This is a genomic window from Thalassovita sp. (genome assembly GCF_963691685.1).
In the GTDB taxonomy this organism is placed as follows: domain Bacteria; phylum Pseudomonadota; class Alphaproteobacteria; order Rhodobacterales; family Rhodobacteraceae; genus Thalassobius.
Map to the genome: position 1 here is coordinate 809,489 of NZ_OY829290.1, position 21,031 is coordinate 830,519.

A 21,031-nucleotide genomic window follows, 5' to 3' on the forward strand; every position below is an offset into this window, starting at 1 on the left:
GCAGCCTCATCTGAGTGGTCCATTTTGATTGTTAGTGCATGATCGGCCTCTGATCCATCGGAATGATGGTTTCAGGAGCTGGTGGTTTGTAGCCCAATGCACTGTGGGGCCTTGTGTTGTAGTGTTTCCTCCACTCTTCGATCAGGATTTGCGCTTCGCGCAGGCTGTAGAATACCTCGCCGTTGAGAAGTTCATCCCGCATCCGCCCGTTGAAGCTTTCGCAATATCCGTTTTCCCAGGGTGACCCTGGCTCGATGTAGGCGGTCTTCGCGCCGACGGCGGTGATCCAGTCCCGAACAGCCTGTGCAACGAACTCAGGGCCATTATCCGACCGGATGAATGCCGGAGCGCCGCGCAGGATGAACAGGTCTGTCAGAACATTGATCACATCTGTCGAGTTCAATTTGCGCTGCACCTTAATCGCCAAACATTCCCGGCTGTGCTCATCAATGATGTTCAGCGTCCTGAAGACTTTTCCATCATCTGTCCGGCAATGCACGAAGTCATAGCTCCAGACATGGTTCCGATACTCGTGAGCAGCCTCATCTGAGTGGTCCATTTTGATTGTTAGTGCATGATCGGCCTCTGATCCATCGGAATGATGGTTTCAGGAGCTGGTGGTTTGTAGCCCAATGCACTGTGGGGCCTTGTGTTGTAGTGTTTCCTCCACTCTTCGATCAGGATTTGCGCTTCGCGCAGGCTGTAGAATACCTCGCCGTTGAGAAGTTCATCCCGCATCCGCCCGTTGAAGCTTTCGCAATATCCGTTTTCCCAGGGTGACCCTGGCTCGATGTAGGCGGTCTTCGCGCCGACGGCGGTGATCCAGTCCCGAACAGCCTGTGCAACGAACTCAGGGCCATTATCCGACCGGATGAATGCCGGAGCGCCGCGCAGGATGAACAGGTCTGTCAGAACATTGATCACATCTGTCGAGTTCAATTTGCGCTGCACCTTAATCGCCAAACATTCCCGGCTGTGCTCATCAATGATGTTCAGCGTCCTGAAGACTTTTCCATCATCTGTCCGGCAATGCACGAAGTCATAGCTCCAGACATGGTTCCGATACTCGGGCCTCAGCCGAACACATGATCCGTCATTCAGCCAGAGCCGCCCCTTCTTCGGTTGTTTTGCTGGAACCTTCAGCCCCTCTCGTCGCCATAGCCGTTCGACACGACCATCGCTCACGGACCAACCCGCCTCTCTGAGCAGAGCCGCGATCCGCCGATAGCCGTAGCGGCCAAACTGTCTGGCCAATTCGATCATGTCAGCAACCAAACGATCCTCATCGGCGCGGCCTTTCGGGATATGCCTTTGTGTGGAGCGATGCTGCCCGAGAACTCGACAGGCCCTGCGTTGCGATACTTTGAACTGGCTTCGAACGTGATCAATACATGCACGACGGCGAGCGGGGCTTAGTAATTTCCCTTTGCGGCTTCCTTCAGGATTAATTTGTCCAACGTAAGATCAGACACAGCTCTTCTGAGCCGTTCATTTTCCTTTTGAAGCCGCTTCAGCTCCTTCAATTGATCCACACCCATTCCGCCATACTTCTTACGCCAGCGGTAATAGGTTTGTTCAACAACACCGATCTGTCTGATTGCATCCAGACGGGACATGCCTTGCCCCATCAACACCTCAACTTGCCGTAACTTCGAAACTATCTCTTCCGGCTTCGGTCGCTTGTTTGCCATGCGTGGTCCTCCGTTTCCTAAACATAGCGGCGGACCAGTTCACTGGGGGAGGCTCAACCCGGCGCACCTGGAAGGAGCCGGAGTATGTTTTGGCGCCGCAGGAACGGATTTCTGTGGAAAGTGCCATTCGCGCCATCACGTCTGAGGCGGCTTGGCAGCTGTTCTCAGACCATGAGATCGGCAGCCTTGAGGCTGGGAAAATGGCTGACATGGTGATCCTTGGGGCGGACCCTCGTCAGGTTGATCCTGATGCGATCAAAGAGATCCCGGTCCTAGAAACCTGGATGGGCGGGACACAGGTCTACAAAGCCTGATCCACCCACCCCTGACCAAAGCGCCCTCGTCTGTTACGGGTGGGGGCGTTTTCTGTTGGCCAGAAGACGCTGTTGACACCCCTTCCGTTTAGGCGAAGTAATGCGGGATATTTTTATCCCCTGTTTGCGCATTTGCCGCGGATTTTTAAGAAATTCATCTTGCCGATGGTGCCGAAGGCAAAAGGGCGTTATTTGAGGGGCAAGCCGTTGCGTCAACCGCAACTCAATTGCCGTATTTGCAGCCGCTGATGGTCAGCGGTTCCAGACAAAAGACATATGTAGAAGGCCGTGATGAAACAATCGATCCCGCTGACCTCTCTCCCTGAAAACAGCCTCTATGGCGAAGGCGATATCTTCGTTCTGTTTGGCGAACTGTTTGGCCGCGGCTATGCCACCGGCTTGATCGAAGCAGCGAAAGCTGCGGGCATGACCGTTGTTGGTGTCACTGTTGGCCGCCGCGATGAGGATGGCAGCCTGCGGGCGCTTACCGCCGAAGAACATGCCGCGGCTGAGGAAAACCTGGGCGGCAAGATCATCAACGTGCCGCTGATGGCGGGCTTTGACATGGACGCCCCTGATGGCGAAAAGACCCCGACCGATCTGGTTGGTGAGATGACCATTGATGGCTGGCAGGACCACAAGCTGGATTGGGATCTGATCGATCGCTGCCGTGACTTGGGTGTGACCCGTTTCAAAACCGCCCTGGCCGATGTTATGGCCCAGCTGGACGCGCTGATCCCGGCCGGCAAGAACGTGTTCTTCGCCCATACGATGGCCGGCGGCATCCCGCGCGCCAAGGTGTTCATGGCAATCGCCAACCGTATCTACAAAGGCCGTGGCGCCCGTTACATGCCGTCGCAGTCGCTGGTGGAAAGCGATCTGGGCAAGCTGATCTTGCAGAACTTTGATGAGGTGACCGCGCATACCTTTGGCCATCTGATCGAAGCCAGCAGCGCCATCCGCACCCGTATTGAAGGCGAAGGTGGTCAGGTCCGCTACACCGCTTACGGCTATCACGGCACCCGTGTGCTGATCGATGGTGAATACACCTGGCAGACCTACACCAACTACACCCAAGGTTTCGCCAAGATGAACCTTGAGGCCCATGCGCAGGCCGCATGGGACAAGGGTGTCAAAGCCACCGTGTTCAACTGCCCGGAAATCCGCACCAACTCCTCCGACGTGTTTGCCGGCATCGAACTGTCGCTGCTGCCCCTGCTGGAGGCGCTGCGCAAAGAAGGCGGCGGTGCCTGGGTGGATGCGCTGTGGCAGAAGTGTCAGGACCTGCTGAAAGAAGATGCGACCATCGAAGGCCTGCTGAAAGACGTCAACGACTATCAGCTTGATCCGGTCATGCAGCCCTTCAACAACTTCGAAGCCTGGCCCATGCCCAACAGCGGCGAACAGGTTGAGAAAACCGTTGGCACCTCGCAGGCGATTGTGGCCCTGCACAAAGACCGCAAGGTGCTGGTCAGCGATTTGCTGAGCCAGGAAGTGCTGAGCGCCACCGGTTCCCTGATCTTTGGTGAGGCCTCCGATCCGGCTGGCCCGGTGCTGTGGCTGGACCACGACCTTGTGGCGCAGCAGCTGATCGCCGCCAAAGGCTGATCGCAACGTTGATGGACATGACAAAGGGCCACCCGATCAGGTGGCCCTTTTTGTTGCATCGCTCACGATTGGCGGCGTGTTTTTACTTCTGCGTCAGCAGCTTGAACGCCAGACCCAGGAACACAACACCGGCAACCCGCTGCAGGATGACCTGGGCTTTGCCGGTGCCTGCCATCTTTTGCCCCGCCATACCGGCGGCGATTGCCAGGCTGCCAAAGACCAGAAGGGTCACCAACGCCATCACCAGCCCTAGAATGAGGATCTGCATCGCCACATTGCCAAGGGCCGGGTTCACAAACTGGGGCAGGAAGGCCAGCATGAAGATCGCCACTTTGGGGTTTGAGATGTTCATGATCATGCCGCGCCCGACAAGCCGCAGTGGGCTGAGGCGCGGCGCTTCCTTGTTCTGCAGTGCCGAGGCACCGGCACGAAATGCCCCCCAGGCGAGGTAAACCAGATAGGCCGCACCAAGGGTTTTCAGCACGGTAAAGGCCGCAGGAACCGCCTGCATCGCCGCCGCAAGACCAAGTGCAACGGCTGCGGTGTGAACTGCCAACCCACAGCAGAGCCCCAGCACCACCATCAGGCCAGCGCGGCGACCCACGAGGGCGGATTGGGTCATGACAAAGATATTGTCGGGACCGGGCACCAGTGCAAGCAGGGCACTGGTGGCAGAAAAGGCGATCAGGGTTTCAATACTCAGCATCTGTCTTCCTCACAGGCACGCCCCACCGGCGCGCCGTCAAGCTGTTACAGATGTTGCTTCAAAAGCCAAGAGGCGAGGTGCGAGGTGCGCCCGTGTGGACCTAGCGGTGACGGTCCCGCCAGGCGTCATATGCGGCCTCGGTCCCACCTTTGCCGTGGCGGTCCCATACATGTACGCGTGTTTTGGCTGTCGCGCGGCTGCCGACTGTGGGGGGCTGGCAAGTGATGGCCACGTGGTCGCCATCGAAAGAGGCAAACCTAACAGAGGCCGCAGACTGCCCATCCATCAGCTTGCGCCGCAGGAAATCCACCGCAATCCGCTCGCCCTGACGCAGGGATTCGTAATGTTCGCTGTAACGCTGAACCCCCGCAAAACATCGCCCGAAGGAGATGTTGCTGGCCAGCTTGTTCAACTCACCCTGCACGGTCAGGTCTGCGCTGTCCGTGGCGGCAGCCAGTCGGGTGTAATCGAAATCCGGATCTGGTGTGTAAGGATGGGGCAGCATCGCCCCTTCACCGCTGAGCATCCGTTCGTCACTGAAATAGGCCGCAGGATGCAGGGGCTCTGCTCCGGTCAGGATGGGGCGACCCCGCTCAGGCGTGCCAGCGGGCAGCTGATACATCTCAAAAAAGGCCTTCAGCACGGTCACACAGGCGCCGGCAACAGTGGCATGGGCAGACCCATGGCCGGGGTGCATTGGCGACCCTTCCGGGTAGACCTGCGGCAACAGGGCATTGCTGTCCTCATGTAATGGGCCCAGATCAACGGTGCCGTATTGGGCGCTCCAGAACCTGTTATTGGTGCGGTTCAACTGGCAGATGGCGCTCAATAGGCCGCTGTCTGTCAGATCCCGCGACATTCGTGCAAAAAGCGGCTGCTCAGAGCCAAGGCTCTCCGCAGCGCTGCCACCGGTTTGTGACAGGGCGATCCCGGCGGCCAATGCCTCGGGCCGGGCGGTCAGCGGGGGCGCGAATTTCTGCGATTGCGCACTGGTCAGGGCCAGATGCCCCACCTCAGCCAGCATGCTGAGGATATGGGCGGCGCCAAATGTCGCCGCGCCATCACGGGTGGGATGGCCGCGCCCTTCAGGCAGGCCCTGGTCCGTTGGTTCCTCCGCGCCCAGAAGGATCAGCGCGGCGTTCTGGTAGGCCTGGAACAACGTATCAAAATGCACATAGGTCGCCAGATCACGCGGCGTGGTGATGAACCGGGCGGTGTCGCGGAACCGGTCATAGGCATCCTTGCGGTTGGATCCGTTTTGCACATCCAGCCAGGTTGCCCATTCCGTCATATGATCACAGCCATCTAAGTGACCCGCAAACCGCTGCGAGATCATCTGAACCCCGTAACGGATCACGCCGTCATTTGGCTGAATGCAATCCTCCTGCGTGCTCAGCAGCTTGCGAATGGGGGCGGGGACGTAGCGTGCTGCGCGGCTCAGCGCATCCTGTGACGGTGCGGCGCGCGCGGCCTTGGGGCCATCTTCGGTGTCCAGCGCATCAAGGGCAGCGTGCTCTCGATTTCCGACCAGCAGAAACTGCGAGATATAGGGGCCAACCCGATCCCCGGGGGTGCAGCCGTTGAACAGATCTGCAGGGTCCAGATCGCCCCGCGCCAGACGGCGTTTGGCGGCCGCGGGGCCTTTGGCATGCTGGAAATAGGGCAGATCCGCCAGCTGTTCGGTCAAGCGCGCGGTGATCCGGCAGGTGGCCCACCGTTCAAAGGGAATGTCCCGCAACAGCGCGGCGGCATAAAGCTCACCCATTTCGGCGGTCAACTCATCCGATCCCAGTTCCGGGGACGCCGGCATCTGGGGGGCTGCGGTGGGGCCGGTCGCGCCCAGCCCGTCATCGCCCGGTCGTGTCAAAGGTGTTGGCGTGGCCAGTGGGCTTTCCTGTCGCCGTGCCTCATGGCTGCCACTGGGCCGCAGAAAGCCACCAGAATATAGCGGCACATTGAAACCCGCATGGCGGGTGGTTAGCGCAGTGATCAATTGTTTCAGATCCCCCGCCCGTACGCGACCGTAGGGATCGTGGCTCAGCCCCTTGGTGTAGGTGCCAAAGGCCGCCAGCAACATATCATCATCGCTGCTGTGCAATGAGGTTGCGGCTTTGATCTGGGCGGCGGACCAAGATCCGTTTGTTGCCCCCCGGCCATTACCGACCCCACCAGAGCTGAGCATCAGCGCTGAATGAGTCCGGGTGGCGGTGGCGGAAGGAGGGGAGGGGTTTGGACGAAAACGAGTCATACTGGATCTCCTGCCGCGGGCTGGACCGGTCAATTCGCGGCACGCCCATGCTGCGGTATGGCGCGTGAACTCAGCGTGAGTTTTTGCCGTCAAATAATCGGCGACGGCGGGCTTTGGCCTCGCTAAGGTTGTTTCATATAGACAATAGGGGAGTTCATTATGCCATTTGCCCAGACACAACAGACGCAACAGACACAGCAAACCCAACAGACGCAGCAGACCCAGCAAACCCAACAAACGCAGAGCGCCCCTGGGCTGGCACATGCCGGGCAGGGCAGCTCACTGGCGCTAAGCCTTGCATTGGATGCGGTGGCGCTGACCCTGCCGGGTACGCCGGACAGCAGTGTCAGCCACAAGGTGCCGCGCGCCTCGGATGAGGTGGCTTGGGGTCGGCTGCAGCCCTTGCATCGCCACATCATGATGACCGAAAAACTGGCCGAGGGACTGAGTGTTGAGATGGCGGGAACCGATAAGGTGGCGGTGAAGCACAATGGAACCCTACTGTGTGAGCTGACCACCCCATTCCCAACTGATCCCGGCGCAAGCGGTGGTAAGGACAAGGCGAAAGCTGCCTTGCAGCCGGTGCTGGACCGTCGGTGGCTGCGCGGTGAACGTGCGGGTGAGATCGTGACACAGCAGACCGACATCCTGTCGTTCCTGGGCCTGGCCTATCCGATGACCCGGTCCAGCCACCCGATGACCATGGCGGTGCTGGATGCTGTCCTAGCCGCGATTGGCAAGATCGTTGTGCAGGCCAAACACCTGCTAAACACGCCGCGCCCGATTGAACTGACTTCGGCCGCATCGCCGATCATTCGCACCCCCGCCCATGCCGCCTGTCCCAGCGGGCACGCCAGTGAAGCCTATGCGATGGCCTTCGCGATGGAGGCGATGATGTTTGGTTGTGCCAGCACGGAATTGCGTCTGATCGCGGCTCGGATTGAGGAAAATCGGGTGGTTTCCGGGGTTCATTACGAACATGACGGCTGGATGGGTCGCAAACTGGCGGCCGCCCTGGCGCCGATCTTTGCCGATCGTTTGGGTCTGACGGCAACCGCCCCAACGGTCACTGAGGTTGAAGATCACTGGTCCGCCTCAGGCGAAACCGGGGTTTGGTCGGCGCATGCTGCGCATCAGGCCTCAACCCAAACTGTTGAGTGGCTCAGCGGCGCACCGGCCAAACGCGGCGGTATTAACGTAAACCCACCAGCAGACCGCGCCGATGTTCTGGCCTTTGCCATGGTGAAGGTCACGCAGGAGCTGGGTGCTTAAGATGCTGAGCTTTCATGATATCTCTGATCTGAGCCATGCGCCGGACAACCTGCTGCCCGCAGGTCTGTCCGCGCTGCTGGCGCCGCCCGGCGCGGGGGTGAGTCGGGTGATCTACCAACAACAGTCCGCCGGGCAAACGGGTGCCTTGGCCGTCGGATCCCTGCCGGAACCCTTGCTGACCCTGATGGAACAGGATCGTCTGGGCGCAGCATTGACGGCGATGGGGGCAGATCCCGCGGCGGGTGCCGTGCTGGCGGGGGAGGACGCAGCGGCAACGGCGGGTGCATCTTTTGCTCCAGCGGTCTGGCCCGCCGCCCGCACTGACATGGTGCCACCAGACAACGTTGAGGAAATCGGCATCATTGATGCTGGCATCGCCTTCTGGAACTCGGCGTTTCAGGACAGCCATGGTGCCAGCCGCTTTGCCTCCTTCGGTGGGCTTACTCTGAAATCGGGTGAGTTGCTGGCAGGGGAAATCCTTGATCCAGCCGTGCTGACAGCGATGGTGGCCCGCGGGCACACGAGCGCTGGTGACCGTGAAAACCGCCAACAGTTGGCGGCCCTGCTGCCGTCCTCCGTTTATGCACCGGTGGCCTATGGGCGGCCGCTGTTTCCGCCAAACGCGATGGCGCATGGCACGGCGATGACCGAACTGGTGCTTTCCACCGCGTCTGATACGGCACGGCTGCATGGGCTGGAACTGCCTCAGGATGTGGTGCGTGATCTCAGCGGCGGCATGATGGGCGGTGTGCTGAATGGCGCCGTGCGGGCGCTGGTAGATCAGGTGGTTGCCAGTCGCAGTGACGGCAATCCCTTCCGTATGGTGGTGTTGCTGGCCTTTGGGTTCCTTGGTGGTCCGCAGGAAGGCATGGCCGCCGAACACCAGCTGGTTGAACAGCTGAACGCAACCCTTGCCAGCTATCGCGACCTTGGCATTGAGGTGCAGCTGGTCGTGCCGATGGGCAACCATCTGCAGGATCAGGCGCATGCCACCCTGCCAGCGGATCGGAAACTGGGTTGGCGTATCCAGCCAGACGATCACTCCCTCAACACGTTGGAGGTGATCCACCCCGGACCCGTGGCCAAGATCAGGTTGATCGCGCCAGATGGCAGCAAGGTGAAGCTGAAGCGCAACCGGAAAGCCCTCGGCATCCTTAAGCACAGCGGCAAGGCGATTGGGGCTGTGTGGCATCAGGAGATTGGCGGCGGCTTGCTGCGCACCCGGATCAGCCTGAACCCCAGCGCCACCCGGCAGAGTGGTCTTGCCGCCGCACCTTTTGGTCTATGGCAGATCAAACTGCCCAACGGCCCGGAGGCTGAGGTTTGGATCCTGCGCGATGAAATGGGCTTTGATGCCAATCCCGCAACGCCGTCCCGGCGCAGCTGGCTGGAGGATGGCGCGCGGCCATTGCGTGATCCCAATGGGATGCCGTTCCTGGATGACAGTGCCGCGCCTGTCGGGGCGCTGGTTCTGCGGGCGGGCAGCGGATCGCTGTTGGCGGCACATTCCGCGCCGCAGATCACTTCGGTCGGGGCGCAGTGGCAGATGGCTGCGGGTGGTGCCAAGCAGTGCTGGTATTCCGGCAACGCGCTGGATGGCACCGCGCCCGAACGGTGGGAAGATCTGGCGACGGGGGCAGACCCGGCGCATCGCCCTATCGGTCCCTTCGGACGGCGTGCGGTTCTGGGCAATGGTGGCCAGCAGCGCTACCGCGCGGCGGGCACCTCGCTTGCGGCGGCATTGGCGGCGGGTAGCATGGCCTAAGTACCTGTAGTAAAAATGTAAAAGGCGTGGGATTTCCCACGCCTTTCGCTTTCTATCCCTGAAACATCAGACCACAAGTTGATCCGCAAAGCCGCTGTTGCGCAGGGTCAGCATCGGATAGTCCGACTGGCGCAGCTGCGAAAACTCAAACTGCGGCTCATAGCGGCGCAGCAACTGGGCGGCCTGTTCCGCACCGTCGCGATCCCCAACCAACAGGCGCAGGGCGACCAGATAGCGCAGGGCCGCGCGTTGCGATGGGTTGTTCTGATGCGCCGCCTTTGCCGCTGACAGCGCGGTGTTGAGGTCACCTTTGCCCAGGGCGGTCAGACAAACCTCCATATCCCAGGCAAAAACATGCGGCAGGCCTTCGGCGGCGCGGCGTGCCTCGGTCGCGGCGTGGTGCGCGGCCTCCACATCCCCCTGCAACAGTGCCACGCGGGAGGACGCCTGCAGCGCATAGGGATTGCCATCATCGCTGCGCAACGCGGCGCGGGCCAGATGATCGGCACGCTCCATATCTCCGTTCAGATCCAGCGCGATGCGGGCGCCCAGCGCACAGACCAGCGGATTTGCTGGCCGCAGGGCCAGGGCCTCGGCCGCAAGGCTTTCTGCCTCCGCAGCGACGCCACTGTCATTGGCGGCAAACTCCATCGAGCGGGCCAAACGGGCGAAGGCCCGCCAGGCCAGTGCAACCGCTGCCCCTTCACCAGAGCTGAGGTTGACCAACTCATCTTCGGCTTTGTTGAGTTCGGCGAGGTCAGACACATAAAGGCGTGAGGCTGCGCGTTGCATTGCAATCAACGGCGACTGCGCGGTGAGGCGCACTGAGCGAAAGCGCAGCAGAATCTGTGAAAGTGCGCGTGAGGCAAAGGCCTGAATATCAGCGCCATCGGCAAGGCGCGACACCTCCATCGGGACACGCAAACGCCCTGACCAGAGGAAACGCCGATCAACATCGGCCAAGGCCCGCAGATGCACGTTCCACCACCCGCTATCCACCACGGAGGTCAACTCCAGATAGATAACGGCGGCGGCCTGCTGCAGCCGCGCCGGATCCGGTTCTACCGCGGCATAAATCTCATCGGCGCCCTCAGCCTCCAGCCGGGCGGACAGCGTATCGATCAGCATCATCTCAAGGAAATATGCCTCATTGCCCGTGCCGCGTTCTAGGGGCCGGATCACGATGATTGTATTGCCTTGCGGGGTGAGCGACGGGCCGAGATCCAAGGGCGAGGCGCCTGATCCCGCTGCCTGTGCCGTTTCGAATTCTGCGGTGTGCTGCCCCTGCGGCGTGTTGCCGGGCTTTTTGTCAAATGCGGCTTCATCTGCGGCGCGCAGATCCCGCAGCCATTCGTCAAAGGCCGGGTCCGGTGCATCGACCAATTCCAGCAACTCGGCTGTGCCGGCCAGATCCGGGCGTGTGTCGACCTCAACGGCGTCTTCCAGCCAAATCTCCAACCGGTTGGCCCCGATCACGCCTTTCGCATCTGCCAGTGAATCGCGCAGGTTGGCCAGCGCGCGGCGCAGGTTGGCGGAAGCTTTCTCAGGTGGTTTCTCCGACCACAGCATGGATTGGATCCAGGCACGTGACAGACGGCGTTCTGGTGTCATCGCCAGCAGCGCAAGGATGGCGCGTTCTTTACGGTAGGGCGGCGTCAAATCACGCCCGTCCTCTGCCCGCAGGGCAAAGCGACCGCGCACAGTGATCGTGACGCGAGGCGGCGTGTCCAATGTAGGCATCTAATTACCCTTCACCTGGGCCCCAACATTCACCGGTCAGGTGACAGTCCCTTCAAACGGCCCGAATTTTCTGCAGCAGAGAGGTGAGGATAGCATAAATTTTAATCTTTGGTTAGAAAAATTGGATCACGTTCAACCCATTGTATATACGTCAAAATTTTAGAGCTTCGGCCAAAATTCGGACGCTAAATCACGCTTTTGCGGTAAACTTCGTGAATAGATCACGCTGGCTTCACGCTGCACTGCGACAAAGGGCTGTACCGGGCGAAACGGTCGTGAACTATCCCCACCACATACAGCAAATGTATTGGCGTTCACCTGATCGTTTCGCCCTGTGCACGTGACGAGTGTTCTGTGGCTTCACAGCGGGTGGTGCGCCACCTGACCTTTTCTGACCCCTCGGACCCGCCCGCGATGGCGACCGGTGACTGCGCCCGATCTTTTATCCTCCCAAGGGATCGGGCGGTTTTTCGCAAGTCAAAGGACACGACAATGCCGACGCCTGACCCTATCCTTCGTTTCTCTGACACACAGTTGGACGTGGCGCGCGACACCCTTGTGCGAACCTACGGCAAGGCTGCGTTTTTTCGCGGTGCCGACGTTGGGTTGCGCGCTGAAGGTGCCACCCGGGCAGGGGAGGTTGTGGTTCGGCTGTTTGTTGCGACGGGGCAAGCTGGCTGTGATTTTGACCGGTCCGACCTCCCATCTGAGATTGCAGGTGTCCCGGTAGACGTTATCACTGCTGCCCCCGTTTCAGCATGTGAAACCCGCCGGCCAGAGGCCCCCAATGGTCAGCCCCTGCCGCAGGTGATGGGGGGCGCGTCACTGGGGCGGTTGAGTGGGGCCACGGGAACCGCAGGATTGCTGGTTGTCGATCGCCAAAGCCGTCTGGTTGGGGTGCTGTCGTCCTGGCAGGTGTTGGTGGGTGCGACCGGTCGATTTGGTGACGTGATCCTGCATCCCGGCCTTGCCGATACAGATATCAGCCGCGCCGACCAGGTGGCGAGCCTTGAGCGATGGACACGTGGCACAGATGGCGATGCGGCGTTTGCCGCGCTTTTGCCGGGGCAAAGCTGGTTGCCGTTGCAGTTTGGCAGCTTCCAACCGGTCAGCTCTGTGCGGACCGCCCGTCTGGGGGAACGCGTCTATCGTGCCGGGCGCGGCACGACCCAGACGCAGGCGATTGTGGAGGGTGCAGGGATCTACCGTGTCGCCTATGAGGTGGCCCCGGATCAGGTTGAGATGCGCGATGTTCGCGCTGTGCGGCTGCGCCCGCTTGATCGCAATGCCGCTGCCGGTGCGGGCCACCAAGGGGCGCTTTGGGCTGCGGGGCCGGAACAGGCCGGCATCGGGGTGCAGTTTGCCATGGATGACGCTGGCCAAGCTGGCGCGGAGGCTGTGGTTCTGGTCAGCCCGATGACACATGTGCTGGACTGTCTGGACCTTGAGGTGGCGTGTTTTGAGCCGTGGCTGTCCAGCGCTGCACCACAAGAGGCGCCCACTGTTTCCCCACGTTGGGGCAGTGTGGAGGCCTTCCTGACCGAATATGCTGGCCGGGCGGAAGCCCCCAGCTCCTGCGCCGGACCTCAAGCCTTCGCCACAGTTGGGGGCTTTGGTGATCAACTGCCAGATCTGGCGCAGGAGGATGATCTGCAGCAGCTGCTGCCCATTTGGGTGGAGCTGCGGGCCGCCCTTCAGGACCGGGGATTTGGTGATGACGCGCTGCGGATTTCAGACCCGGTTGAGGCCTTGCAGCTGCCGGCCCAGTGCGCCCATGACGCTGTGGCCGAAACCATCCGCCGCCTGCCCGTCCTGCCGATGGTGGAGGGCGATCAGCTACGTGGTGCCCAGACCTTTGTTGAGGTCTGTCGCCTGCTTCATGCTCAGACGCCCGCCACGTTAGGGCCTTTTGGGAAATAAAGGTTGAACTGCGTGCCTGTTCCACCTTCCATTGAGGTGACGTTCAGCTGCATTCCATTGCGCCGGGCCAATGCTGCGGCAATGGACAGCCCCAGACCGGTGCCGTCTTCCGCCGAGGTTTCAGCACCGCGGTAGAACCGTTCAAACACTTTCTCTTGCGCTTCAACCGGGATGCCGGGACCGTTGTCAGAGACGGTGATCTTCTCCGCGGTCAGGGCCACCTGGATGTCAGAGCCGCCATATTTCACGGCGTTTTCGATGAGGTTGCGCAGGATATCTGCCACATCCTCAGCGCGGCAGATCACCGGGACCGGGTGATCTGCGGAAAGGGTGATGTGCCGACCGCGCGCTTCGGCCATCGGGTAGAGGTCTGCAACACTGCGGCGCAGCACAACATCCACATCGCAGCGGCTGAGGTCAGGCGGAGCGCCAAGTTGTGGCTGCTCGGCCCGGGCCTGATCCAGCAGGCGGTTGGCCAGGTTTGCGGCCCGGTCCACACCGGTCAGGATGTTCTCAAACCGGCGCTTGCTGTCCGGATCCAACTGGGTTGCGTCAATCGCTTGGCACTGGGCTTTGATGGCGGTCAGCGGCGTGCGCAGCTCATGCGCGGCGTCATCGACAAATTGACGTTCGCGCGACAAGAAGGCCTCAATACGTTGAAACAGGTTGTTTAGCGAGGTCAGGATCGGCCGCAGCTCATCCGGGGCTTCGGCATCTTCCAGCGGTTGCAGCTGCGTGGGCGCGCGTTGGCGCAGATCGCGTGACAGCCGGGTGAGGGGGCGCAGGCCTGAGCGCACTACGACCAATGGCGCAATGACCGATGCTGCAAAAACAAACCCAAGCGGCAGGATCGCGGCCAGAGCAATTGCGCCCAACAGATCATCGGCGCTGTTCTCATGCCGGGCGATCAGGATCTCCCGGCCGCCGCTGGTCCAGAAATGGCTGATCTGCCATTCCGCATCGTCGGTTTCGGCGTCGGCCTTTTGCCGTTCCTCTTCGCTAAAGGGGCGGGTTTCCGGGTGGCTGTCAAACAGCACGGCCCCATTGGCATCCGTCACCCGCAAAAGGTAGCCATCGCGGTAATGATCCGGATCCCAATCCAGACTGCGCAGGGCGATTTGTTCATTGTCCACGCGGGCAAGGGCGGTGGCCATCAGCTGGGCCTGTGCGTCGAAACTGGCGTTCAGCTCCAGCCGGGCGTTGATCACGATCGCGATGCTTGCTGCGATCCAGATCATCAGAACCAGAGGGATCAACCGCCATTGGATGCGGGACCGTATGGAGGTGCGCGGCTGGCTGAACGGGCGGCGCAGCTTCGCCCAGAGACGGGCGGCCGTTGTGTTACTGGTCGATGACATAGCCGATACCCCGAATGGTGCGGATCAGATCTGTGCCGAGGCGGCGGCGGATCTGGGAAATGTAAACCTCTACGGTGTTGCTTTCGGCGCCATCGTCCCAGCCATAAAGCACCTGGGCCAGGTCGTCTTTGGACACCACGCGGCCACGCCTCTCCAACAGCACCTGCAACACTTGAAACGCCAGCGGCGGCAGGTCGATCAATGTGTTGTCTTTGCGTAAGGTGCGGGCGGCGGGGTCCAAGATGATATCGCCACTTTCCAGTGCGGGAACGGCGCGGCCGTTCGCACGGCGGATCATGGCGCGGGCGCGGGCCATCAGCTCCTGCATGTCGAAGGGTTTCACCATGTAGTCATCCGCCCCCAGATCCAGCCCCTCAATCCGGTTTTCCACCGCTTCCCGCGCGGTCAGAATAATTACCGGGATCTGTTTGCCTTGTGCGTTATGCCCGCCCTGACCGCGCAGCCAGCGCAAAAGGGTGATGCCGTCCTGACCGGGCAGACCCAAATCCAGCAGCACCAGATCAAAGGCCGAGCTGGCCAATGCCTCCTCGGCGCTCAGCCCGTCGGCCACCCAATCCACATGGAAGCCTTCGCGGCTGAGGGTGACCTCTATCGCGTCCGCGATCAGCGCATCGTCTTCGACCAGCAATACACGCATTTAACTTAGCCCCGCTGTTGGCATTGGTGCCCCGGCACATGTCAGCTGTGCCAAGTCTACGTCAGCTGAGGCTTCGGCCACAATCAGCAGCTTACCGTCAGTTTTGTAATCGCGAAATTTTCCGGCAGGCTGCAGCGGCTCCAGATGTAGATCAGGCGCCACAGGCAGGGCGGCGATCTGCTGGGCCAGCGTGGCGCGGGCGGCATCTACATCGGGGTCGATGTCGTGCAGCAGCGCAGGGATATGGCGATAGTATTTGATCGCGATCTCTTCATCCCGGCTGATCGCGCCAAGGTACAGCGGCTTGCCATCAACCTGTCCTGCGGGCCACCAGCGGATGTGCAGCCGTTCGCTTAGCGTGCCGGGCATCTGAAACGCGGATCGTGCGGGTTGACCGTTCAGGTAAAGCTCGGACACGGGGGGCGTGCCGGCCAGCAGCAGCTTGATGTAGGTCAGGATCCCGATGGAATTGCGTGAAAAGGTCATGTTTCGCTGCCAGCCCAGTTGCTCCATCAGCGCCTCAGGGGTCAGATCGCCGATCATCGCAATGTTCACCGGTTGTGGCAGGTGCAATGGGGTCTCCCCCGGGCGCGCCAGCAGGGGCTGCTGGCCAAGCTCGCACAGCGATTGATGGGTGGCGCTGGGCTGTGGCTCAGGCTGGGCATGGGCGTTGCTGGCAAAGAAATAGACCATGTTGCTGCTAAGGAATAAGGCCCCCGCCGCCAGTGCGGCCAGACACAGCCGCCGCCCATGTGATCGGTCAGACCGCCAAATGCGCCAGCATAGCAGGGCAAAGGCCATGAGCAGCATCACCGGCACCCAATGCGGCAGGATCCACAGCGTGATCCAGGCCCAAACCGCGCCGAAGACCTGGCTGTAGGTTGCGCCCAAGGCCCCCAGCAGCAGGAACTGACCGGCCCCTAGTGTGACGCCCAGCGCCGCCGCCGCCCCAAAGCGCAGGCGGGACAGGCCCAGACTGCCCGCCAGAAACGGGGTGATCCAGGCAACCGGGCCCAGAAGGCGTGAGATCACCACAAACTTGGCGCCATGTGTGCCCAGCATATGCCGTGCCCGCCGCAAGGCGCGCCGGTGTTTTTGCCGCCGCATCACACGCAGGAGGGCGCGCGGCCCCAGACGCTGACCCAGAATGAAGCTGGCCATATCCCCCAGCCAGGCGCTGAGCAGCACCAGCGCGATCAGATCCCATTGACCGGTCGCCGCACCGATCGCCCCTGCCGCGAGGAAGGCAACCTCGCCAAAAACGAAGAAGCCGATGCCGATCTGCGTGTCCAGAAAGGCGATGGTTGCGAGGGTGATGTACGTCCAGGCGCTGGGCAGCCCAACGAGGGATAGAGAGAGTGTGTCCCACATGGTCCCGCCTCACTTGTAGTGGCCAAAGGCGTAGGGGATTTCGTTTTTGTACATCTCACCACGGAAGAACCGCCGCAGATTGGCGCGCAGATAGGTCAGGCCGGTGCGCAGGGTGCCATCCTGATCCAGCCGGCGGGGATCAAAGCCAAATCGTGCACGCAGAATGCCCAAGGTGGTGCGTTTGCCTTCCGCGGCTTTCAGAACGTAATTGCAATCCTCACAAAGGCTCAGACCCTCATCAAATCCACCAATGCGCTGATGCACGGCCGGGGTGGAAAACAGGCAGGCGCCGATGGCGGTCGGGAAAAAGGGCAGGGTGATGCGAATGCCCAGGTTGAAGACGCCATAGCCCAGCGCCAGCCGCCGCGGCAGACCTGCTGTATCCATGCAAACCACGCCAACGTCCAACTGGCGGCGATCCAGTTCGGCTAGGCTTTTTGCCAGGAACGCGGGATCTAGACGTGTGTCCGCATCCAGAAATAGCAGCCTATCCCCCTGCGCGGCCGCGGCGCCGGTGTTGCGGCCTAGGCTGACGCCACGGGTCTGCATTTCAATGACGCGGTACTGCGCAAACCGCGATGCGGCCGCGTGGGACAGGGCAACAGTGTCATCGTCGCTGTTGCTGTCCACGTGAATGATTTCAAAATCCTGAAAACTTTGCGCGGCCAGATCATCCAGCAGACGCGGCAGGCGCTGGGCCTCATTCAGGGTGATGATCACGATAGAAAGGGTTGGGGTGCTCATGTTGATTCTCCAGTGTTTGCGCGGTTGTCACGCGCAAAGCTGAAGGCAAACTGAAGAGCATGAAAAAGACCCGCCAAGCGGCGGGTCTGGGGATGTTATGCGTCGTCGCGATCCAGATCGTCACCGGCTGTCACGCCGCTAATCAACTGATAACTCAGCAGATCCCGGATTTGGTGGGGATCGCGGATCTTGACCTCAGCCTTGCTGCGCAACGCGGCAAGGCGGGCGCTGTCCTGCTGCCACAGCGCATCCGCATCCTCCTGCGACAACAACTCAAGCTGAATCGGCGCGCCCAGCGGTGCCTGCGCCAGCATTGGCAGATCGTCCGGTATCACAGATCCCAATCGCGGATAGCCACCCATGGTCTGGCAATCCGCCATCAACACATAGGGCACCCCGTCGCCGGTCATCTGCACATCCCCCTGGGTGATGAAATCAGACCCTAGCGAGGCCGCTTCATCGGCGGGGAAGGGGGCATCATCGTGGTTCAGCCGCACACCTTGGCGGTTGGCGGCAGCGTCCCGGGTGAATTGTGTGGCCAGCGCCCGTTGCAGCGTCTCTGCGCTGAACAGGCCGGTCTGTGGTCCGGGCATCATCCGCAGAATGCCGCCTTTGAACCTGTCTGGTTTTGGCAAACGGCGTGGCGGCTCCTCAGGATCGGGGTCATCCGTTAGGGGCAGGGTGTCGCCCTCTGCCAGCAATTGGCCAATCCCCAGCCCTGCTTGGGTTGCGACACTGCCCAGCCACTGAGGCAGGTCAATGGCCGCTGCAAAGGTCACGTAGCCATAGACCCCTTCGCTGACGCCGCCGATCTCCAGCCGGTCGCCGGCTTGCAGCAGGTGGCTTTCATTCCAACCCAATGGTTCACCGTCCAAAGTGGCGCGCATCGGGGCGCCGGTCAGGGCAACGCGGCTGGGGGCGGTCACGCTAAAGGTGCCGCCGAGGCCTGCCATCTCAATCGCGGGCAGCACCTTGGGGGATTGCAGCAGCGCCGCCGCCTCCATCAGCGCCAGCCGATCGGCCGCGCCGCCGGTGGCGATGCCCTGTGCCATATGGCCGGGCCGTCCCAGATCCTGAACCGAAAGCGCAGGTCCTGCCCGGTGAATGATCAGTTCCGCACTCATGACAGCACCTCACAGCGCGCGCCGCCCAGACCCTCGGCATTGTCTTTCAACAGATCGCGGTAGGCGTCATGGCTGACCTGATGTAGCCGCATCGCATCCCCTTGCCGCAGCAGAAAGGATTCGCTCCGTTCCTGCAGAAACGGGCGAAATCCGGTTTCCGCGATCTGCCGCCAGCCGGTGGTTAAGGCGCTGGTAAACAACACCATCTGACGAATGGCGGTGGCAATGGCCCCCGCGGGCACCCGCGGTGTCAGGCTGCTTTGGCGTGGCACCTGCCAGCCCTCGGGCAGATAGCCCAGATAGGGTTGGCCCGGTGCAAAACCGATGGCCAGAACCCGCAGTTCGGTCTCCTGAGCCTCGGCAACAATGGTGTCTTCGCTCAGCCCGCTGACCGATGCGAAATCCGTGAGCTGCGGGCCGAACTGCCCGCCAAAAGCCACGGGAATGTGCCAGCACCGTTTTGGCGCAGGCAGCGGATCATGCAGCCAGTCGCGCCCGTCGAGCAGCGCTGATGTTGCTGCGGTTACTGCGGCCCGATCCGTCCGGGCCGGGTCAAATTGCAACAAGACTGAGATCAATGAGGGCACAACATCCGTCAACCCGGGCAGGCTTGCATCCTCAACCACACGCTGAAAGGCAAGGCAGGCGGCCGTGGCCTCGAACGAGGCCTGCTTGGCGAATCGCACCAGCACACCGTCTTGGCCCAGCGGCAACACTTCGGGGGCTGGCGTGCTATGTTGCTGTATCATGCGTGGCGATCCTTGCAGGGACATGGAGGGGACAGGACAAAAACAGGGCGAATATAGCTGTTAAAGCAGGGGGGCGTGCAGAAAACTCTTGACCAGATTTTCATTTTACTGACATTTTGTCAACGTAATGCCGAAAAATTACTTCCAACAGTGAAGCCCGACCGTCGGGCTCAGGAGAAACAACCATGTTTAAACTTGCTGCAACCTTCGCGCTGGGTCTGGGCCTGGCCGGTGCCGCAACCGCCGAGACCTGGGACATGCCGACGCCCTATGGCGACAGCACCTTCCACACCGTCAACATCCGTGAGTTCGCGGCCGACGTTGCTGCGGCCACCGATGGCGCGCTGGAAATCACCATCCACTCGGCTGGTTCGCTGTTCCCGCACCCTGAGATCAAAAACGCCGTGCGTTCGCGTCAGGTGCCAATCGGTGAATTCTTCCTGTCGCGCCTGTCGAACGAAGATCTGGCCTACGGTGTAGACAGCCAGCCGTTTGTTGCGACCTCCTATGACGATGCCGCCAAACTGTGGGCCGCTCAGAAGCCAGTTATCGAAAAGCTGATGGCCAAAGAAGGCCTGAAGCCGCTGTTCTCGGTGCCGTGGCCGGCGCAGGGTCTTTACACCAACGGCGAAGTGAAAACCGTTGATGATCTGGCAGGTCTGCGGTTCCGCGCCTACAACGCCGCACTGGAAGAGTTCGCAACTCTGGCCAAAGCGGCCCCGGTTCAGATCGAAGCCTCAAACATCCCGCAGGCCTTTGCTACCGGTCAGGTTCAGGCGATGATCACCTCGCCCTCCACCGGCGCCAACTCCAAGGCCTGGGACTTTGTCACCCACTACACCCCGATCAACGCATGGGTTCCGAAAAACATCGTGGTTGTGAACACCCGTGTATTTGACCGCCTGCCGGCGGACGTTCAGGCGGCTGTGATGGAAGCCGCTGCCAAAGCCGAAGCCCGCGGTTGGGAAATGTCGGCCGCCGAAGCTGAAACCAAAACCAAAGTTATGGCTGACAACGGCATCACCGTGGTTCAGCCGTCCGATGAGCTGATGAACGGTCTGCTGTCGATCGGCGCAGAGATGGTGAACAACTGGATGGAAAACGCCAGCGAAGACGCCATTGAGGTTCTGAACGGCTACCAGGCCAACTGATCCTGACATCTGAGAACGCCCCGATCCTGCGGTCGGGGCGTTTTTGTACACATGGGGGACAGCCCCCGAGGGAGGAGGCGCCATGCTGCGGCGATTTTTAGACGGGCTTTATCTGACGGCAGGCTGGATTGCCGCGCTGTCGATCCTATTCATCTGCGTGATCGTCACCGCGCAGGTCAGCCTGAACATTCTGGCGCGTATCGGCGGGCCTGATCTCTCATTCACTATTCCATCTTATGCGGATTTTGCTGGCTTTGCGCTGGCCACTGCCAGCTTCATGGCGCTGTCCTACACCCTGCGTCTGGGCGGCCACATCCGGGTCAACCTGCTGATCCAACGTCTCAGCCAAGGGCCGCGCTGGCTGTTGGAGCTGACGACGCTGGCGCTGGGGGCGGCCATGTCGGGCTATGCCACTTATTTCGCCGGCTCCCTCCTGTGGGAGAGCTGGCACTACGGGGATATGTCGACAGGTATCGTTGCGATCCCTCTGTGGATCCCGCAGCTGTCGATGGTTGGGGGCCTGGGCCTGCTGACCGTTGCGCTGGTGGATACCTTTGTTGAGGCGCTGATTGCGCGCAAACCCATCCTGGCGGATGAAGGGTCGGAGTAACA

17 protein-coding genes and 1 pseudogene are annotated in these 21,031 nt (G+C 61.2%); 7 read left to right on the top strand and 11 right to left on the bottom strand.

Going from position 1 to position 21,031, the window contains the following annotated elements; genetic code table 11:
- Window positions 1-31 precede the first annotated feature (31 nt).
- Window positions 32-532 (bottom strand): annotated as a pseudogene (locus ACORLH_RS04000) (integrase core domain-containing protein); the annotation flags it as partial.
- Between the two features lie 35 nt (window positions 533-567).
- Window positions 568-1,691, bottom strand: a protein-coding gene (locus ACORLH_RS04005) for an IS3 family transposase (protein WP_321831288.1) whose coding sequence is annotated in 2 segments (ribosomal slippage) — window positions 568-1,427 and window positions 1,427-1,691 — 1,125 coding nt in all. Because the reading frame shifts where the segments join, the coding sequence is not laid out codon by codon here.
- 2 nt (window positions 1,692-1,693) lie between these two features.
- Here ACORLH_RS04005 and ACORLH_RS04010 point away from each other — a divergent pair.
- The gene (locus ACORLH_RS04010) at window positions 1,694-2,005 is read left to right on the top strand and encodes an amidohydrolase family protein (protein ID WP_321831318.1); all 312 of its coding nucleotides are present in this window, start codon (window positions 1,694-1,696) and stop codon (window positions 2,003-2,005) included.
- A 291-nt stretch (window positions 2,006-2,296) separates the two neighbouring features.
- The gene (locus tag ACORLH_RS04015; protein WP_321831319.1) at window positions 2,297-3,613 is read left to right on the top strand and encodes an enoyl ACP reductase FabMG family protein; all 1,317 of its coding nucleotides are present in this window, start codon (window positions 2,297-2,299) and stop codon (window positions 3,611-3,613) included.
- Between the two features lie 82 nt (window positions 3,614-3,695).
- On the opposite strand, the gene ACORLH_RS04020 is transcribed toward ACORLH_RS04015, so the two are convergent.
- A complete protein-coding gene (locus ACORLH_RS04020) occupies window positions 3,696-4,319 on the bottom strand; it encodes a LysE family translocator (protein ID WP_321831320.1) in 624 nt (207 codons plus the stop codon).
- A gap of 100 nt (window positions 4,320-4,419) precedes the next feature.
- Window positions 4,420-6,567 (bottom strand): hypothetical protein, encoded by a 2,148-nt coding sequence (locus tag ACORLH_RS04025; RefSeq protein ID WP_321831321.1) that lies wholly within the window; start codon window positions 6,565-6,567, stop codon window positions 4,420-4,422.
- Window positions 6,568-6,726: 159 nt separating this feature from the next.
- Between ACORLH_RS04025 and ACORLH_RS04030 the strand changes: the two genes are divergently transcribed.
- Together ACORLH_RS04030 and ACORLH_RS04035 are read left to right on the top strand one after the other, a co-directional pair.
- Window positions 6,727-7,839 carry a hypothetical protein gene (locus tag ACORLH_RS04030; protein ID WP_321831322.1) on the top strand — a complete coding sequence of 371 codons (1,113 nt, stop codon included), beginning with the start codon at window positions 6,727-6,729 and terminating at the stop codon, window positions 7,837-7,839.
- A 1-nt stretch (window position 7,840) separates the two neighbouring features.
- Window positions 7,841-9,604, top strand: a complete 1,764-nt coding sequence (locus tag ACORLH_RS04035; protein WP_321831323.1) for a hypothetical protein — start codon at window positions 7,841-7,843, stop codon at window positions 9,602-9,604.
- A 66-nt stretch (window positions 9,605-9,670) separates the two neighbouring features.
- Here the strand turns inward: ACORLH_RS04035 and ACORLH_RS04040 are convergent, their stop codons facing one another.
- Entirely contained in the window at window positions 9,671-11,344 is a 1,674-nt protein-coding gene (locus ACORLH_RS04040) for a hypothetical protein (RefSeq protein WP_321831325.1), read from the bottom strand.
- A 492-nt stretch (window positions 11,345-11,836) separates the two neighbouring features.
- Between ACORLH_RS04040 and ACORLH_RS04045 the strand changes: the two genes are divergently transcribed.
- Window positions 11,837-13,264 carry a hypothetical protein gene (locus tag ACORLH_RS04045; protein ID WP_321831326.1) on the top strand — a complete coding sequence of 476 codons (1,428 nt, stop codon included), beginning with the start codon at window positions 11,837-11,839 and terminating at the stop codon, window positions 13,262-13,264.
- On the opposite strand, the gene ACORLH_RS04050 is transcribed toward ACORLH_RS04045, so the two are convergent.
- The 6 genes from ACORLH_RS04050 to ACORLH_RS04075 all read right to left on the bottom strand — a co-directional run bounded on the left by ACORLH_RS04050 (window position 13,228) and on the right by ACORLH_RS04075 (window position 19,268).
- Window positions 13,228-14,622, bottom strand: coding sequence for an ATP-binding protein (locus ACORLH_RS04050; protein ID WP_321831327.1), 1,395 nt, complete (start codon window positions 14,620-14,622; stop codon window positions 13,228-13,230). The genes ACORLH_RS04045 and ACORLH_RS04050 overlap by 37 nt on opposite strands.
- Window positions 14,606-15,280, bottom strand: a complete 675-nt coding sequence (locus ACORLH_RS04055; RefSeq protein ID WP_321831328.1) for a response regulator transcription factor — start codon at window positions 15,278-15,280, stop codon at window positions 14,606-14,608. Before ACORLH_RS04055 ends, ACORLH_RS04050 begins: the two co-directional genes overlap by 17 nt.
- Window positions 15,281-16,651 carry an LssY C-terminal domain-containing protein gene (locus tag ACORLH_RS04060; protein WP_321831329.1) on the bottom strand — a complete coding sequence of 457 codons (1,371 nt, stop codon included), beginning with the start codon at window positions 16,649-16,651 and terminating at the stop codon, window positions 15,281-15,283.
- 9 nt (window positions 16,652-16,660) lie between these two features.
- Entirely contained in the window at window positions 16,661-17,395 is a 735-nt protein-coding gene (locus ACORLH_RS04065) for a glycosyltransferase (RefSeq protein WP_321831330.1), read from the bottom strand.
- Window positions 17,396-17,490: 95 nt separating this feature from the next.
- Window positions 17,491-18,519, bottom strand: a complete 1,029-nt coding sequence (locus tag ACORLH_RS04070) for a biotin-dependent carboxyltransferase family protein (protein ID WP_321831331.1) — start codon at window positions 18,517-18,519, stop codon at window positions 17,491-17,493.
- Entirely contained in the window at window positions 18,516-19,268 is a 753-nt protein-coding gene (locus tag ACORLH_RS04075) for a 5-oxoprolinase subunit B family protein (RefSeq protein ID WP_321831332.1), read from the bottom strand. Before ACORLH_RS04075 ends, ACORLH_RS04070 begins: the two co-directional genes overlap by 4 nt.
- Before the next feature lie 185 nt (window positions 19,269-19,453).
- Between ACORLH_RS04075 and ACORLH_RS04080 the strand changes: the two genes are divergently transcribed.
- A complete protein-coding gene (locus tag ACORLH_RS04080) occupies window positions 19,454-20,419 on the top strand; it encodes a TRAP transporter substrate-binding protein (RefSeq protein WP_321831333.1) in 966 nt (321 codons plus the stop codon).
- A gap of 82 nt (window positions 20,420-20,501) precedes the next feature.
- On the top strand, window positions 20,502-21,029 hold the full coding sequence (locus ACORLH_RS04085) for a TRAP transporter small permease (protein ID WP_321831334.1): 528 nt from the start codon (window positions 20,502-20,504) through the stop codon (window positions 21,027-21,029).
- Window positions 21,030-21,031: the final 2 nt, after the last annotated feature.